General features: G+C 55.4%; 10 protein-coding genes. All 10 read right to left on the bottom strand.

Annotation, left to right across the window (positions count from 1 at the left end; translation table 11 throughout):
* Positions 1-6,727: two-partner secretion domain-containing protein (locus RRF55_RS21040; RefSeq protein ID WP_431538872.1), on the bottom strand; the 6,727-nt coding region annotated here is incomplete at its 3' end.
* A gap of 12 nt (positions 6,728-6,739) precedes the next feature.
* Positions 6,740-8,401: a ShlB/FhaC/HecB family hemolysin secretion/activation protein gene (locus tag RRF55_RS21035; RefSeq protein WP_032414615.1), complete on the bottom strand. Its 1,662-nt coding sequence runs from the start codon at positions 8,399-8,401 to the stop codon at positions 6,740-6,742.
* A 641-nt stretch (positions 8,402-9,042) separates the two neighbouring features.
* On the bottom strand, positions 9,043-9,360 hold the full coding sequence (locus tag RRF55_RS21030; protein ID WP_087812546.1) for a hypothetical protein: 318 nt from the start codon (positions 9,358-9,360) through the stop codon (positions 9,043-9,045).
* Positions 9,360-9,599: a hypothetical protein gene (locus tag RRF55_RS21025; protein ID WP_232706195.1), complete on the bottom strand. Its 240-nt coding sequence runs from the start codon at positions 9,597-9,599 to the stop codon at positions 9,360-9,362. The genes RRF55_RS21030 and RRF55_RS21025 overlap by 1 nt, the downstream gene beginning before the upstream one ends.
* Before the next feature lie 79 nt (positions 9,600-9,678).
* Positions 9,679-10,401 carry a hypothetical protein gene (locus tag RRF55_RS21020; RefSeq protein WP_232706193.1) on the bottom strand — a complete coding sequence of 241 codons (723 nt, stop codon included), beginning with the start codon at positions 10,399-10,401 and terminating at the stop codon, positions 9,679-9,681.
* A gap of 12 nt (positions 10,402-10,413) precedes the next feature.
* Positions 10,414-12,639, bottom strand: coding sequence for a sialate O-acetylesterase (locus tag RRF55_RS21015; protein WP_232706190.1), 2,226 nt, complete (start codon positions 12,637-12,639; stop codon positions 10,414-10,416).
* Between the two features lie 86 nt (positions 12,640-12,725).
* Positions 12,726-15,203: a sulfur carrier protein ThiS gene (locus RRF55_RS21010; protein WP_232706188.1), complete on the bottom strand. Its 2,478-nt coding sequence runs from the start codon at positions 15,201-15,203 to the stop codon at positions 12,726-12,728.
* The gene (locus RRF55_RS21005; protein ID WP_136049289.1) at positions 15,190-15,585 is read right to left on the bottom strand and encodes an NlpC/P60 family protein; all 396 of its coding nucleotides are present in this window, start codon (positions 15,583-15,585) and stop codon (positions 15,190-15,192) included. The genes RRF55_RS21010 and RRF55_RS21005 overlap by 14 nt, the downstream gene beginning before the upstream one ends.
* Entirely contained in the window at positions 15,582-16,052 is a 471-nt protein-coding gene (locus tag RRF55_RS21000; RefSeq protein WP_023301685.1) for a hypothetical protein, read from the bottom strand. Before RRF55_RS21000 ends, RRF55_RS21005 begins: the two co-directional genes overlap by 4 nt.
* Positions 16,052-16,528, bottom strand: a complete 477-nt coding sequence (locus RRF55_RS20995; RefSeq protein WP_232706186.1) for a hypothetical protein — start codon at positions 16,526-16,528, stop codon at positions 16,052-16,054. Before RRF55_RS20995 ends, RRF55_RS21000 begins: the two co-directional genes overlap by 1 nt.
* Positions 16,529-16,543 lie beyond the last annotated feature (15 nt).

Here is a 16,543-nt window from a genome sequence, read left to right as displayed (position 1 = left end):
CCACGCTACCGCCCGTACTTCCCGTCGTGGAAGCACTCTGGCTCTGGGTGGTGCCTGCTTCACGCAGCTCGTGCGTGGTTTTACTGCTGCCTATGGAGAACCCGATCCCCCCGGTTCCCGTCAGGCCGGATTTTTTCTCTTCTTTAAATCGCCAGGCGGTATCGGTATTGGTCGCCGCCGTGATCTCGACATTATTACCTGCGTGGAGCTGAACATCACCCTCACCCACCACCGCCGAGCCCTGCAGCAGAAGATTATTCTCTGCCAGCACCTGAACCTGATCTCCGCTTAACAGCGTACCGGCTTCACGGGTGGCGCTCTCCTCTTCGATGGTATGCGTGGTTTTCTTACTCAGGAACCCCTTTTTGGTCTTCGTCTCTTCTTTGTAGTGGTAATCACTTTCCGTCGCCGTGGTCAGGTTCACATCACGGCCCGCCGCCAGGCCGATATTCCCGCTGGCAGTCACCTGCGCCGCTTCGGCGTTGACGTCGCGTCCAGCAATAATCGTAGTGCTGCCGCCGCTGGCAATGTCGGTACCCTGCTGGCGCACGGATTCATCGATAACGGTTTTCTTACCGCTATGACTGCTACTGCCTGCGGTGGTGGCTTCCGCCTGCAGATTCACATCGCGTCCGGCCTGAATACCGACATTCCCTTCCGCTGCGATGCCCGCCGCCTGACTGGTCACATCCCGCCCGGCCACCAGCGTTACCTTGTCGCCTGCGGTCACCGTGCTGCGGTCTGCGCCGCTCTGATGGCTTTCGCTGCCGCCCGTGCGGCTGCTCTGTTCGTTACCCGCCGCGTTCAGGTTCAGGTCATTGGCCGCCACCAGCTGCGCGGTGTGACCCGCATTGATGGCGCTGGCCGTCACGTTCAGATCGCTACCCGCCCGCATTATCGCGTTACCGCCCGCCGTAATGCTGCTGCTCTGATACGTTGTGGATGAGGAACGACTGTGTTTCTGGCCCCAGAAGCCAGACTGGCTGCGACTCTCGGTGAACTGGTTGGCGGCAATATTGATGTTGCTCCCGGTTTCCATCGCCAGATCGCCGCCGGCGCTCACCGTCGCTCCGGTTATATTGATCGTGTTCGCCGCGGCCATATACAGGCCGTCGCTGGCAGTAATGGCAGCCGTTTGCTCGCTATCGGTACCGCTGAACTGAATATTGCCCCAGCGGTTGTCATCGCCAACACGCCACTGCTCAGTGCGGGTGACGTTATTGATGCTACCGCCGGTGCTTACCAGCTGCAGCGTTTTCGCCGATATCGTCGAACCAATGTTATTGATATCGCCCGACGCGCTCAGGTCAAGACGGCCATCCGCGCGGATAAGTCCGGCGTTAAGGTTGCTGAAGCTATTACTGCTGTCAATGGCAAGGCCGTCTCGCGCCAGCAACGTACTGCCGCTGTTGCTGATATTGCCCCCTGCCAGTTGCACGGTATTGCCGCTGATTACGCTACCGTTCCGGACGCTAACGTCCTTCGGCGACAGGTAAACTTTCGGCACCATCACGGTCCGACCATTAAGCGTTGCGGGCTCCCACCACAGAATGCTGCGATTGAGCGCCGCCACCTGTGCGGCGGTGAGCGCCACGCCAAACGTCAGGCCAAGCGTGGTCTGCACGTCGGCCGCGTTGTCCATCAGATAACGCATCTGATCGAGATCAGAGCCGAGGCCATCAAGATAGCGTGACCCGGTCTGGTTCAGCACCACGTTGCTGACATACCGAGTATCAAACGCCGCATCGCCCAGAAAACGATAATCGCTGTCAGGGTTAAGCCCCAGGCGATCCAGCATATATGACGAGCCAAGGAACGAGTCGCCATCGGTGTACTGGCTACCCGTCTCGCGTGGCGCGCCGCCTGGATTCATGCCCGCCAGCTTATACAGATCGCCAAACAGCGACGGATCGAGCTGGCCCAGGCCGTTGAGCTTCGGATTGACCGTGATCAGATATGGGCTGCCCGGATCGTCGGACGTGACAAAATAGCCGTTGATGCCGGACGGCAGCGGATAGTTATCGCCCAGCGGTTCCTGAACGAGCGCCGTACCGTTGCCGATGGTCTGGCTGCCGCTACCGGTTGTGTCGTTCCAGTCCGGGCGAGTCATCGCGGCGGTATCAGCCCCGGCGAGGGACTGCAGGCTCTCACTGTCGTCAGTGAGTTGCGCTGAAGGTGTGTTCAGGTCAGGCGCGACAAGCGTGTTGCTTATTTTATCCGCATTAGCGATGCTGTTGGTGTTGCTGATGTCGCTGGCGAAACTGGCGCTGACGTTGCCGCCAGCCTGGATCACCGAACGGTAAATCTCTCCCTGTTCGGCCGTGGATTCATGCCCGGCCAGGGTAAAACCAATGGTAGAGCGTTCGGGCTGCGCATCCTCATAGTTATTGTCATCCGTGGGATAAGGCGCCCCCGGCGCAACGGCGTAACCGGCGCCCTTGCCAAAGCCAATGTTGTAGCCATAGCGGTGCGGGTCGTACTGATAGATATACCAGTCAGTGACGGTACCGGCCTGCCAGCTCTGATTGTTGAGCGTATTTCCCGTTAACGCGATATCGCCCGTTGCCAGAATATGGCTGGCAACGTTCTCCAGCGTGCTGGCGCTAATATGTAGATTTTTCCCCGCGGCAAGGCGTGCTGCCCCGCCCCGGCTGGTGACCTCCGTCCGCGTCTGGCTGCCGATAAACTTCTGCTGTGCTGATTCGGCGTACATTGCATAATAGAGCTGGTTCCAGTTGTGATAGCTGCAGGCGCCATGACCGTTACATGCCCCTGACTCGCTTGACGCCAAATAGCTGCTCAGGCCGTACGTCCCGTCAGCCAGCTGGCTGATATCGACATCGATTATCGCCTCTCCGAGACCCGGAATGGCCTGCTCGCCGCTAGTCTGCGAAATCTTCACCTCCAGCCCATCACGCTGATTGAGCAAGTACCCGGTGCTGATGGTCATGTCACCCTGCGTGGTTTCAATCGTTCCAGAGGTGTTAATCACTTCAGTGTTGGTATCACCGCTGGCGTTTTTTTGCATCACCAGGTCATTACCCGCCAGTATGTCGCCGTGCAGGTTATGAATGCGGTTGGCAAACAGCGAGAGATTATGGCCCGCATACAGCAAGGCGGTGTTGAGGATCGTTCCGGTGGCCGTTAACACCAGGTTTCCCGCCGTACCGGTAAAGCCATCAAGCGTGATATGGCCAAGGCTGGTCAGGCTCACGTCCCCACCCGCCTGCAGGGAACCTTCCCCATTCATCGCAATCTGTTGCCCGGTCAATGCCGTATTGCCGTTGCCAGCTACCAGTTGACCGTTATTGATGAGCTGCCCGGCGGCGGTCAGCGTTACGCCATTGCCCTGTAAGGCTCCAGCGTTGGTGATATCGCTCTGGCTGCTGATGACAAGCTGTTTGTTTGCTGCCACAGTTCCCTGAGCGATCCAGCTGTTGACCAGCGCCAGCGTCAGATTACCCAGGGCGACTATCTGACCCGCACCGCTGAGGGAGGCGACGTTCGCCAGAAGATCGCCGCCGCTGAAGAGTTTGCCCGCGTCGTTGTTTACGCTGTCGCTGTAAAGCAACAGGTTCTGCTTGCCGAACAAGGTGCCGCTGTTGGCCAGTGTCCGGGTGTCGGCACTTAACTGTGCGGCCTGAACGGTGCCGCTGTTTAATAGCGTGCTCCCCGTCAGCGTGGCCTGATTTGCCGCCAGCATCGTGCCTGCGTTGGCGATCTTCGCCGCGTCCAGAAGGAGATGGGTTGCCTGCAACCAGCCGCTGCCGCTGTAGTCTGGAGTGGAAAGCGTCAGGTCTCCACCAGAGACAATGTTGCCGGCGTTGCGGGCATATAAGGTACTGTTGAGGCTGGTTGCGCCATGGCTTTGGATCGTGCCGTGATTGCTGAGCGCAGACGCCCTCAGCGACAGCTCCCCCTGACTGAGGATGGTCCCGTTGGCCTGGTTGTTGAGCGCTTTTAGCAAGATCAGCGTCAGATTGCGGTCCCCCTGCAGGCGTCCGCTGTTGCTGAGCGAAGCCACGCTAATCTGCGTATTCGCCCCCTGCAACTGACCGCTGTTGTTCAGGTCTTGCGCATGGAGGACAAGCGATCCCCCGGTCAGCAATTTGCCCTGCTGCTGCAGATCGCCATTCAGCAATACGTCAAGATGGCTTACCCCGCTAATCTCTCCGCTGTTGCTCAGCGAGTCACCTTCCATCGTCAGCGTGCTGGCGCTCACCATCCCCTCATTGCTGAGCGCGTGGCCGCTGATATGGACATCCCTCAGGGCAGTCATTTTACTGCTGTTAATCGCCTGCAGATCGCCGCTGAGCGTTAACGCCAGATCGACCGCGCTCTGGATCGCGCCGCTATTACTGAGGTTCGCGCCCTCAATAACGATGGTTTTCCCCTGCACCCGTCCGTGGTTAGCGATATCGCCAGCGGAGAGTGTCAGGTCGCCCTGGCTTAGCAGATCGCCGCGGTTATCCACGGTTCCGTTGCTGCTAAGCGTGAGCGCGTCAAGCCCGATAACGGTCCCTTGATTGTCGATCGTCTCCTGCGTCAGTGCGATCCGGCTTGCCTGCAGCGAACCATTGTTGTTGAACAGGGCTCCCGTTAACGACATATCGCCGGCGGCAAGGAGCTTGCCGCTGTTTGTCAGGGAGGGGGTTTGAAGGATGAAATCTCGCTGGCTCATGATGTCGCCATCATTGAGCAATGCGCCGCTGACGGTGGCATCCAGATTGCCTGTCGCCAGGAGAGAACCGCTTTGCCGCCAGTCCTGAGTATTAATACGCAGTTGCTGCCCTTGTATGGCGCCTGCGGCGTTTAGCGTCGTCGCGGTGAGCGACATATCCCCTGCGGTCAGCCAACGTCCTGTGGCCCCCTGAGCCAGCGAATCGCCGGTGAGCGTGAGTGCCTGATTACCCTGAAGCAGACCGTCATCGGATAAAGTGACGGTTTTAACCGTTAACGTATCGGCGATGATGGCACCTGGATTGATCAGGGTCGTGCTGGCCAGGGTGAGCGCGTGGTCGCTGGTGATAAGCCCGCGATTGCGGATATCCGGGATAGCGAGCGTCAGATTTGCCGCGCTATAGAGCGTACCGTCCTGCTGGTTATTCAACGTTTGGCTGGTAACAGAAAGTTGAGCCTCGCCCTGTAGCAAGCCATTGTTGGTGAGAGACTGCGATTGCGTGGTCAGCCTGGAGGCGATGGCCACACCGCTATTGCTGAGTTGCGGGGCTTGCAATGACAGGATATCAGCACTGCTTTTACCACTGTGGGTCAGTTTTTCGCTGGCGCGCACGGTGAGAGCGGATTTCGCCGCCTGAGTCCCTTTTAAATCAACCTGTTTCGCCGCAATATGCAGGTGTTTTCCCTGGATTTGCGATGCCGCGCTGGTGGCGATTGTCTCCCCCGATACCGTGATATCGCCGGTGGCGTTTATCGCGCCATTCAACGTCTGGCGGGCGGCATCAAGGGAGATAGCGTTGCCAGCGATCAGGGCGCCATGATGGGCCAGCGTCTTCGCGGTCACCGAAAGATCGTCAGTGGCCGTCATTCTTCCCTCATTCGTCACGCTGTCGCCGGCCCGCAGCGCGATCTGGCGACCCGCATCGATTTGGCTCTCGCTATCCTGGCGGATGGCACTGGCCGTTAATGAGACATCCCGTCCGGCGGTCAGTTTTTCACTGCTTTGCGTGATTGAACCGCCCGCGGTCAGCCGCAGATCGGTATCGCTGGTCAGGGACCCTTTGCTCAATGCCAAATCGCTCTGACTATGCAATGTGATTGCGCCCCCGGCCTTGTGATCGCCGGTAAGCGCAATATGCTGGCCGCGAACGGCGATCGCGCCGCTGGCCAGTGAGTGACGCAAAGCAAGCCTGCCATTCGCTTCAAGGGTGATATCGCCCTGACGCGCGGTCAGGTCGCCGAGGTTCACCCCCACGCCGTTTTCGCTCGACACCAGACGAATACGATTGGCGTACATACCGCCCAGCGCCCCGGTATCCACCGCCAGCGTCGGGGGCTGACCTTCTCCGCTTATTGGGGTGACAGTGCCATGGCTATCCACCCGGTTAGCCCCGGCAATCACCGATAAGTCCCTGGCATGAACCGCCGCATTCACTTCCGTCGCTCGGGAGATAATCGACAACGCATCGCTGCCGCTGGAGTCAATGCCTTTGCCTTCAATGGAGATGGTTCCCTTCGCGACCTCCAGCGCCTGCAAATTTCCCGCCGCATCAAACACGGGTTTGCCAGTGGTCAAGGTTGCCTGGGGAGTGTTAATAAAGCCGCAGCCGTTACAGGTGATGCCATAGGGGTTGGCAACCATCACGTTCGCCGCCTTGCCTGCGACTTCGGTATACCCGTTCAATTGCGAGCGGTGGCCACCAGTCACTTCGTTAATGATGCCCTTCGCTTCCCTCCCGGCCTGCAGATTCGGGTTGTTCTGGATCAGGCCACCGAGCTGGGTCTGATTAAGCTTCCCGGTCGCATTGTTGAGGATTACCCCCTCCTGACCGACGTGATAATCCTTAAACTGGTTATGTGAAATCCCGCGGCCGTTCGGGGTGGCAATATTAACAACCGGCACGCCATTGGCGGCGCTATCCACACCGGTGGCGCCCTGGGGTGCGATCGCTGCGCCAAGGGCAGGCAGGAGCGGCTGCCCGGCCAGCAGGACGCTAATCAGGTAACTTAGCAGACGCGATGACAAGCGTACGGAAGGCTGATGCATAACGATAATCCTTTAAAATGCCACAGCAACGCGGTAATAGAGATTGAGGTGATCGGGCCCAAGCCAGTCCGGATACGCCAGAGGACTGCCTGCGGTAAAAGAGGCGGATAACCAGCGATTTGCCGTGGTCAACCCTACCGCGGCGCCCCACAAAGTTCCGGCGGCTCTGGGATCGAGTCGGTCAGCATGCAACCAGCCGCCATCCAGTGCGACCAGAGCGCCGACCTGCCCAATGGCGGGGAGCGTAAAAAGCGCGTAGTTCAGTTCATTACGCCAGTAACCGCCATTGTCCCCTGAAATGTACTGTTCTTTAAAACCACGTACTGAGCTTTCCCCGCCTAAGGTCAGGCGCTCGCTGCCATATAAGCGGTCCGGAGACCACTGGCCGTAAAGGCTGCTAAGCCACCAGAGATCGTTGAGCAACGGGCGCTGAAAGCTGGCGCTCAGACTCCATTTTCTGAATTCCGCTTTTGGCAAATCGCCCGGTTTATTACCGTCACTTTCGGCACCAAACCACGGCATTCCGCGGGAAAACGTGGGGTTGAAGGTGGTAATCCCGGCAAACATTTTTTGCGTGTGGTTGAGGCCAAACAGCAGTGTCGTCAACTTACGGCTACTGCTTTGCAGCAAAACATCGTCGAGATAATTGTGGTTGGTCCGATAACTCAGTCCGGCGGAGAGACCCGTTTTCAGGTCGCCATTGCGAAAGAGAACCTGTGAGAAGTTTAGCCGGTGGGTTTCGGTGTCACCGCTGGAACGCCAGATCCAGCCGTGGTTATCGAGTGTACTCAGGTAATTATTCCAGCTGTAGCTGTAGTCAAACAGCGTATAACCGTAAGGAATGCTGACCCCTGCGGCAATATTCTGCGCGTCTTTGGCATTCGAAAACGCGCTGCTGCGCCCGCCGCTGACAAACCAGCGATCGGCCAGCCCTAAAAGATTGTTGCCTGTTAAACCCGCGTTGATTTGTCCGCTACCTGTACTCTTCTGGCCGCTGTTGTCGACGCTCATCGACAACAAAAGTGGGTGCTCCGCTGTCGCCGTCAGGTTAACGATGGAGCCGCCAGGTTTTTCGCCCGGCTGGATTTCAATTTGCACAGGCGTCGCGCGCGTGCGGTTAATCTGCTCCATCCCCTGTTCGATATCACGCAGGTTAAGAATATGGCCTTCCAGCCCTGGAAACGCCATTGTTAACTCACGTTTAGCCGCCCCTTCCATGGCGATTTTTTCGAGCTTTCCTTCAAGAATAGTCAGATGTAATACCCCGGAACGTAAATCTTGCTCGGTCAGAAAAGCGCGGCTGGTAATATATCCCCGACTGATATACCAGTCGGAAATAATATTTACGAGTTTAGTAATACGCGCAATATCCATGCACTGCCCAAGCCAGGGCCGGACTATTTTTTGCTGCTGACGCGGATCAATAAGCGTCGCGCCATCTAACGCGATGCGATGGATTGAAAAACAGGGACCATCAGAGGCTTCAGGCTGCGCAGGCATCGCCGCGTGAAGGCTTGGCGTGGCGCGCTCCAGCGATTCACGTTGCTGCTGGTTCTGACGCAGTAATTGTTGCTGCTGTTGCTCAACGCTGTCGCGATCGGCTGGCGATAAAAAAGCGGCGTAGGTGGTCAGACTCAGCGTCATTAGTCCCAGAGCCAAATACAGAGATTTCATCCGTGTTCTCGTTATTACTTAACGTGCAGTGCAAAAACATATTCCATTATATGTTGCGCGGATTTAAGCATGAAACTTACGGTATGTGAACATGAAATAATGAATGAGGATCGTTTTTAGGATAATGACTTTTGCGCAGCAAAATAGACGGCAGGGGCAAATAACGAATGTATTAACACGTAGTTGAAATATGTTTTTCAACCGCAATAGCACAGCCAGGTTACAGGATAGGGAAAATGGTGTCCGGTACGAAAAAGCAGCAAGAGGATAAGAAGCTGATATTGAATGGCGCGCCCTACAGGATTCGAACCTGTGACCTACGGCTTAGAAGAAAGTAGAGCGTTAAATAACTCACTGTAATCACACATGTTTACCGCGTTCGCATCCGGTTTTGTGTCGTTTCGTGTCGTTTGAATACATCCCTGTCTTTATCGTGCATTCCTGTCACGCCACATCTACGACACACCCGTCACGCGAATTCTTCCAGGATCAGGATGCCATCCGCGCCATCTCCTGAGATGCCAAAATCTGCGAGCAGCTATCCAGATCGCAAACTCGCCGGTTTACCTCATCACAATAACAGCGCATCATTAGCACGCTAGTTAATCATGTAATTTTCGGTGCGCACCACTCTTTCATGGTTAAACAGCCAGGCTATCGCTTCGTACATCACAAATAATATGTGTCACAACGCCGGCGACAGTAACATCGTCCAGAGCCTCGCCCTCGATCGCTTCGCCGTCTTCGGTAATCAGAGACTTTCCTCTCAGCGTGGCAAGCTCCGTCCCGCCACCGTGCTGGATCAGAACCTGACTTCCCTGCCTTGGTTTCAGGGAGATATCCAGCACAACGTAACCGCCAGACCGTTCGAAGAGCAACGTATTAGGCCCAACATTGCAGATCGAGTTGACAGACAGTCGCTGCTCGACGTAATCCGTCGCGGGTGAAGGAAAGCCCATTAGATCACCCTCCCCATGTTGGCCATCATCCACAGCCTGTTTTCACTATGGTCCGGCGTCTTATCGACAAAATACGTCTGCTCGCGAGCGATCCAGTAGTTCGCCTCCACCTCGGAAAAGTGGATGCCACGCCGGCGAAGCGCAGTAACGAAGTCGCGGGTGTGAAGGTACTGAAACCCCTTAGAACTGCGCAGAATGGACTCGCGGAAAGCCGCGGCGATGTCTGACTGTCGAAGCATGATCTGCCCTCCGATAAATACTGTTTTTATATACAGTAGTTTTATCGAAAACGAAGGTCAAGCGAAGCGTGAGGCAGGATTAAATTGTGATCCCTTTCGATGCGTAGTAGCTGCGCAGGTAAGAGGATACCGACAGCACATCGTTATCAGACAGGGCACGGTTAAAAATAAACAGGGCCCCCAGGTCCAGTGCGACATTTCCTATAGAGGTAGGCGCGCCGCCGATATAGAACGGCTGGGTTCCATTCTTCGCAGTTTGGCCGGATGGCGTGTAAGCGTCATTAGTACCGCCGGTAATATCACGCGTTGTCATCTGGTTCGCTACCAGTCCAGTACGTCCCATAACCAGCAAAGGCGTGTTAACCGCGACGTTAAACTGCCGCGAAACGTTACCATCTACAGATGTGCTGTTATTGGTGTAAGGGGCTGAAAATTGCAGTTGCGTGGTCCCCAGGAACGAAAGGGTTTTACCAATAGTCCCGTTGTAGTTAGATACGATAGGCGCCCTGTTTGACCCCGTTGATCCGGGCCATTTTGCTACCCCGATAGCGGTTAAACCTGTGCTATCGGCAACAGCGGTTGTCAGGTAGTTTGTCTGACCCGTCAAATGCAGCCATTCACCACTGAGCGTTGGGGAGCCAACCACGGCAGCAGGGGCGCCGCCGCTGGCATAATTTGCCGTAAGGTTCCCCTTTCCATAGATATTAAAATACGCCAGGCCGGTAGTATCGAAAGGGAGGCTGACCCCATCAGGATCTGAAATGCTCAACGTGTCAGTGTTGGTGCGTAAAATCATGCCCATGAATTATTTCCTTTATGCAATAGTGATGTACTGTGCATCAGCCCAGTTATTCAGTGGATAAGGTTTATTGACCATTGAGGCTATATTTGCCTCAGAATACTGCCCTGTCCCTGCGTTATATTCGTATAGTTCAGATGCCTGAAATGTGTCTGAATCCGTAAGACATCCATTACCGTTATGCACAGTTTTATCTGCATACCAGATATTAACTGGCCTCACTGGCGTGCGACCAAACGTTATTTGAACTATCGTATCAGCGACAATCTCTACCGAGGTTATCGGCAGATCACCAGTTAAATCTGTAGCCCTGTATCCCTTATCCGTATAATCAGTAGCCTGTAGAATGACAAACGGTTTTCCCCATTGCAGAGGAGGTGCCGGAACAACATAATCAAGCAAAGCAACATTATCTGTCAGGGTTGCATTGCGACAATGTAATGATTCCCATCCCTCGCCAAGATTCAGCACCCGGTGCATGACTTTGGCGAACTGCATGTCCTGCCAGCGGTAACCGTTAGGATCTAAGTGCCCGTCTTTATCTGTATATGGATACGATGGACCAACCATATAGCAGTTTTCGTTTTCCAGAGAAAACTCCAACTGGGCCATACCAATAGCCAGGTTTTTGTTGTCGTTGGTATATTTTCCGCTCGTCTGATAAATAAACAGGGCGGCTGGGTCCTGATCTGCGCAAAAGTCGGATAAAAGATCGCTGTAGAGTTGAGCCAGAAGAGCTTTATAACCATCCTTCGTATCATTTCCACCATATCCCGTTCCGTAGTTCCACTCCCCCTGTAACCAGGTGAATGCGGCGACGCGATATGTCAGGCTTTGACTGGATGCGATCGTCTTAACACGCGATATAGCCTCGCGGACACGGTTATAGAGTTCAGGACTTGCCCCCTTCGACAACTGCTCAATGGTGCGCCCGTTGACGGCGCAGTTTGAGAGCACCAGTCGACGATTGCTATCCTGCATAAGCCCCTGCGACTGCAGCCACAATTTGCGGAAGAAGTTTACGCACGCGACGGCGCCCTCACCTTCGTTTACAGAGCCGCGCGGGAGAGCTGCGACATCGGCATCGCTCATCAGCGCGCTACCGTCAGACGTCTGCACAACGGCTTTGAGCGGGTTAAGAACTGCTGTACCCAGAGGCGTAAAAGTGGGGTCGGTCCGGCTGTTAGGACGGCAGCTGTCTCCCAGCATCAGGTTATCATAGAGCGCTTTCGCCACTTTACTGAGTGCCGGCCATCCTTCCTGGTTAGAAGCCAGGGACTGCCCATACCAGACGATATGATTAAGATTCGCCACCGGCCGCTGTATAGCAGCGTTATATTTGCTTCTTACTTTCTCCCAGTACGCTTTATTCGCATTATCTCTGACATCAATAGCAGGCACATCGCCGCCACCACCTCCGCTGTCAACTAAATTACCATCTTTATCAATGATGGTTTTATAGAAACCAAAATTATCGGCTATGGCCAACCACGCTGAATCAGTGGACTGAAGCCTGAAATCCGTTAGGGATAGATCGTTTTTCTTCAATGCCAGCAAAGACGTGGCAAATGAACCATCCCGCGCAACCTGCATGGCTCGCGGGGCTACTACACCATTTTTATCTACGACATCAATATAAAATCCAAACGGGTCCATCAGGCGTAGCCCTGTATTATTCGTAAGCGATATTGAGAGGGCGGAAAGAGAAATAGAGTCAGGGTTGACCATCGCAGCTTTAGTGCCAAATGCCCCAGAGTTTTTTGCCCTGAATAATACAAATCCAAGAATATCAACTACACGCAGGAAATCTCCCTCTTCAATTCCATTTGAAATATATTCAGAAATTGCGTTTAAAACTGATTCCTGAGAAGGCATTTGCCTGCCAGTAGGCTGTAACGTACCACCATTGTTAATTACCTCAATTGCCAGCGCGCTATCATCAGGGCTTCGGTAATAGGTGGTGCTCCCCTCGGGGATGTTCGCTATATCCGCCTGCGCTGCAGCCAGGGTCATATACTGCCGGCTGAGAGGGATCAGGTTCTGCCGCGTTTCTTCAACGACTTTATCCCCTTCCGCCTTAATTCCGTCTACGGTGTAATGCTCACCGCCGAGGCGATCGGTGTATGTCAGGTCGGGACCGGTGACAACCTTATCCAGCATGGCGCCAGCATAAACTGCGTCCCGAATATCAGTACTTGGCACCGGGTTGTCGGTTGGAGTTGGTAACGGTACTTCTGCCATTGTGCATGTCGCCCTATAAAAGGCGCACTAATCCCTCAGAAGTTAATCTGATGGTGTGCGCGAAGGTTGGTAATTACTGCTGTGTGTTACGGATAAATCGAGTCTGAATACTCAGTCAGGGAAAGCGTTTGAGTGTCATCACCGTTAGGTTTGGCGCTATCGACGCGCCAGATTGTGGAGTTCAGCTCCGAGTCGGTAGCGATGAAATAACGGCTGGGGTTTTGCACATTTTCGCGGTCATAAATGTTCAGATCGAAGGTATCGGCTGCAGCCTGAAATGCCTGGGCTTTGCCGCTTACCGGATAAGCTCGCCAGCGCCCGCGGTAATTGCCGAGGCTGTCGGTCATCACCACCCACATATCGCCGAGAGAAAAGTCGATACGCTCTGACGTCGAGAAGGCATCCCCGGATCGACCGGTGATGTATCCGGTCTGCTGCGCGTTGTCGTACATGTCCGGACACTGAACCACCGTTCCGCGCACGACCTGCGTTTCTTCCAGCACTTTCACCGTCATGGTCAGGCGTGAGTAAAGGATTTTCCTCGCCTCAAGCCAGGCCCGGTCTATCGCCTGAGTGGCGTTTCGGCAGCCGTCCAGGCTGATCTGCATCGCGTTAACAGTGGCATCCTCCACCTCGGTGATGCCGCTGCTGTCAATTTGAAGGTAGATATACGCCTTCTTGTTCGTCAGAGGGTCAACGTAGTCCAGCGCCACGCCGTCATAACCACCGGGTAGAGACATTTGCCAGGCGACCTTGTACTCGTCCCAGAACATGTTTGAGCGCGCAAAAACCGCATCCGGATTTGTCACTTTCTCATCACGCCAGAATGTCAGCACATCCCCAATGTTATTACCGTCAACTCGGGCCACATTGGCGATGGTCGCTATGCGCTCACCAAGAGGCTGTTTCTCATCCGAGAAGGTGTAATCGAAATACCCAAGCTGAGCATCCGGCAAAGAGTCTGCAATGGCATAAAGAGCAGCGACGTCAATACTGGCCACGTCCTGTTTACCGACAACCACCCACTCATGCAGGATTGCATCAGCAAACGAGCGACTCGGCCGCAGCGTATAATCGACCGCGCCGGTTGTCCGGTCGTAGCTGATGGTATGCCGCTGCGCCAGCATGTTGTACTTCTGCTCGCGGTTGCTGTTGCTGTCGTTCGAGCCTTTGATCGTGATGCGGGCTATTGTGTCTTCCGGATACACGACGTTTTCGCGCACGTTCACCGCGTGGATCGCCATCAGCGTCACGACGTTAGCGTCATTGCTGTTGTCGAGGCGCTCGATAGTGACCGCATAACGCCCCGCCCCGGCCGCCGGGGTGAATTTATGCGTCGTTCTGAAATAACGTGTGGTCACCTGGAAATCATTGTCGAAGAAATAATCATGCTGCTCGGATGTGCCCGGTACCTGATTGTTGTCGTCATCGACCTGCCAGAACTTGATCCGGTATTGCGTTGTGCCGGCCGTCGCGCCGAGCTGAACCAACACATGCACCCAGATCTGAGTGGACACGATCGGCGACACTGACGGCCCGATAACCAGAGGGGTCTGGTCGTTCAGAGTGAACAGCGTCGGGTTGATAACTGCATTGCCCGGCAGAGATGTAATCTCTCCGGAGAGCTCGCCAATATAGAACGTCGTGTACGACAGCGTATCGTCGCCGATAAAGCTCTCCGAGGAGATGATGTTCCCGGCACCGGTGACGTTGCGTGTGACGCTTGTTCCGCCGTCGTTCCAGGTAGCGTTAATGACGAATGACACGGGATGAGGTACCGCCAGCGCCGCAAAGTAGGCAAAGTTATCATCGTTCGACAGAACAATGGCTTTGAGCTGATTACTCTCGATCGCCACCGATGTCGGCGCCGTCGTGGTCGCTGTCTGAGCCGGAAAGTCCTGGCTCTCATTCAGGCCTGGGACCGTCTCGTTATCGACGTCATCGAACTGATACCCCACCTCAATCGTGCCGATCACGTCGCCCGGGTTATAAATCGCAGAACTGGCGCCCGCCAGGCTGCCGAGGTTCGATTCCGAGTAGCGGATCGAGGAGATGGTGTACCGGCCGTAACCGACCTCAAACCATTCCGTAAGCTGTTTGTTGTTGTCGACGAACTCGAACAGAGCCTCCTGAATCAGGTCAGGAAAGACGCGGCACTGGCCGTAAATGTTCGGGCGACCCTTGTAGAGTCGCGCGCGGTTCGTCTGGCCGGTCAGATCATTATTGGGGGATTCGCCTGTCGCCACCGATACCGACGCGCTGGGCTTATTCGACAGGCCGAACACCTTCAGTGCGCCAGAGAGGATTTTCGTGACCGGACGCAATATCGTGGTGATGAGTTTGCCTACCCCGCCCTCTGGCTGGTCGAACACAGCCACCACGTCGCCAGATTGCAGTGGCCGGCTGATGTCGTAATCGTCAGGCAGAGCTCGGCCATTCAGCTTCACGATAACATCGCGGTGCAACTGAAGAGAATCCAGCAAGCTCATCAGTGTGGTGCCGGCATCTACCGTTCCCCGCTGCAGCGGCGCGCCTGGCAGCCTCTGTAACTCATATCGAACCATGCACCATGTACTCCACTTTGCTGTAAACCTTCAGTAATGCCAGCGGGCTATCGCAGCGCACGAAACCGAATTCGCCGCGGGCATGCAGGCACTTAACCGGGCTGATCATCACACCGATATGCGCCGGCACTTCGCCGCGGTAAAAAACGGCGATGCAGCCGGTTGCCGCCACCGGCACACGCCGCCAGTGGGCGTGTTCCTGTTCGTAGCAGGTGATGAAATCCGCGCCCGATTCGTAGCCAGCGATGTGATGCAGCTCCAGACCGAGCACATGCCGGTAATAGAGAACCACCAGGCCCCAGCAGTCCATCTGCTCAAAACTACAGGCGCGGTTAGCCCATGGCTTGCCGTTAACAATCCCGATAAAGTCGCTCTGTGTCATACGGTTATTAGCCCTGGATAGTCTTTCGTGGTGAAAATGATGGAGTTGGCCAGCGTCAGCGGATTGGTCTTGCCGGCGGTCACAGTGACGTTGCTGGCATCGGCTGAAATGTCATTCACGTAAAGCGTCCAGTCTTTCAGGGATGATGCATCACCGATCGCATCCCACTGCTGATAAAGGCATTTTATCGGCGTCATTCGCGCCGCCCCGCGCCAGCTTTTTAGCGTCTGCCTCACGTGCTCCGTCGCGGCGACAAAGGTGATTGTCATGGATATAACTGCCGTTCCGTCCTGCGCCGGCTCGGTCACGCTGAACCGCGCAGGCTCGAACGAGTTGCCGCCAAACGTCGCCGGGCGGAACAGATTATTTACTACCCGGTAATAACCGAAAGCCGGATGGTAAAACTCCACTGTCCGTTTGATATCGCTGGCTGGCCGCTGCTCTTTCCATTCTCTCAAAGTCGGCATTAGTCAGCCCTCGGCATCACTTCGGTTATCAGGTAATCCAGCCAGTATCCATAGCCAGGCTGGGCCTCAACAATCCAGTCGTCGTAGTCCTCGGTAATGTCCTCGATACCGTTACTGATAACCGTTGCGGTCCAGGTGACAATGTTGCCGTTTTTGCTGGTCTGCACCGGCATGTCGACGAAATGCAGCGTCTGCTGCTGAACGCCCTGCGTATCACCCAAATCGATCGGCATCCGGAACCAGTTACGCCCGCGGTCGCAGTACGTCGGCGAGCGAAGCCACGACTTAAACCTCTCGGCCTGCGCGAGCGTGAATATCCACTGCAGCGTCCAGGTCGCTTTCAGGTCCGTGGTGATCGGCGTGATTATCAATGGACCGACTGCCGTCTGCGTCGTCTGCCAGGCTGTATCCTGCGTCATGTTCTGATCGGCGCGCTGGGGAAGCGGCAGGAACGGAGGGTATTGAACTGTTGCCACGTTTCCTCCGGGCAT

Origin of the sequence: Klebsiella sp. K47 (assembly GCF_051858335.1) — a bacterium.
Classification (GTDB): Bacteria; Pseudomonadota; Gammaproteobacteria; order Enterobacterales; family Enterobacteriaceae; genus Klebsiella; species Klebsiella pneumoniae.
This window is presented reverse-complemented; position numbering and strand designations above follow the sequence as displayed.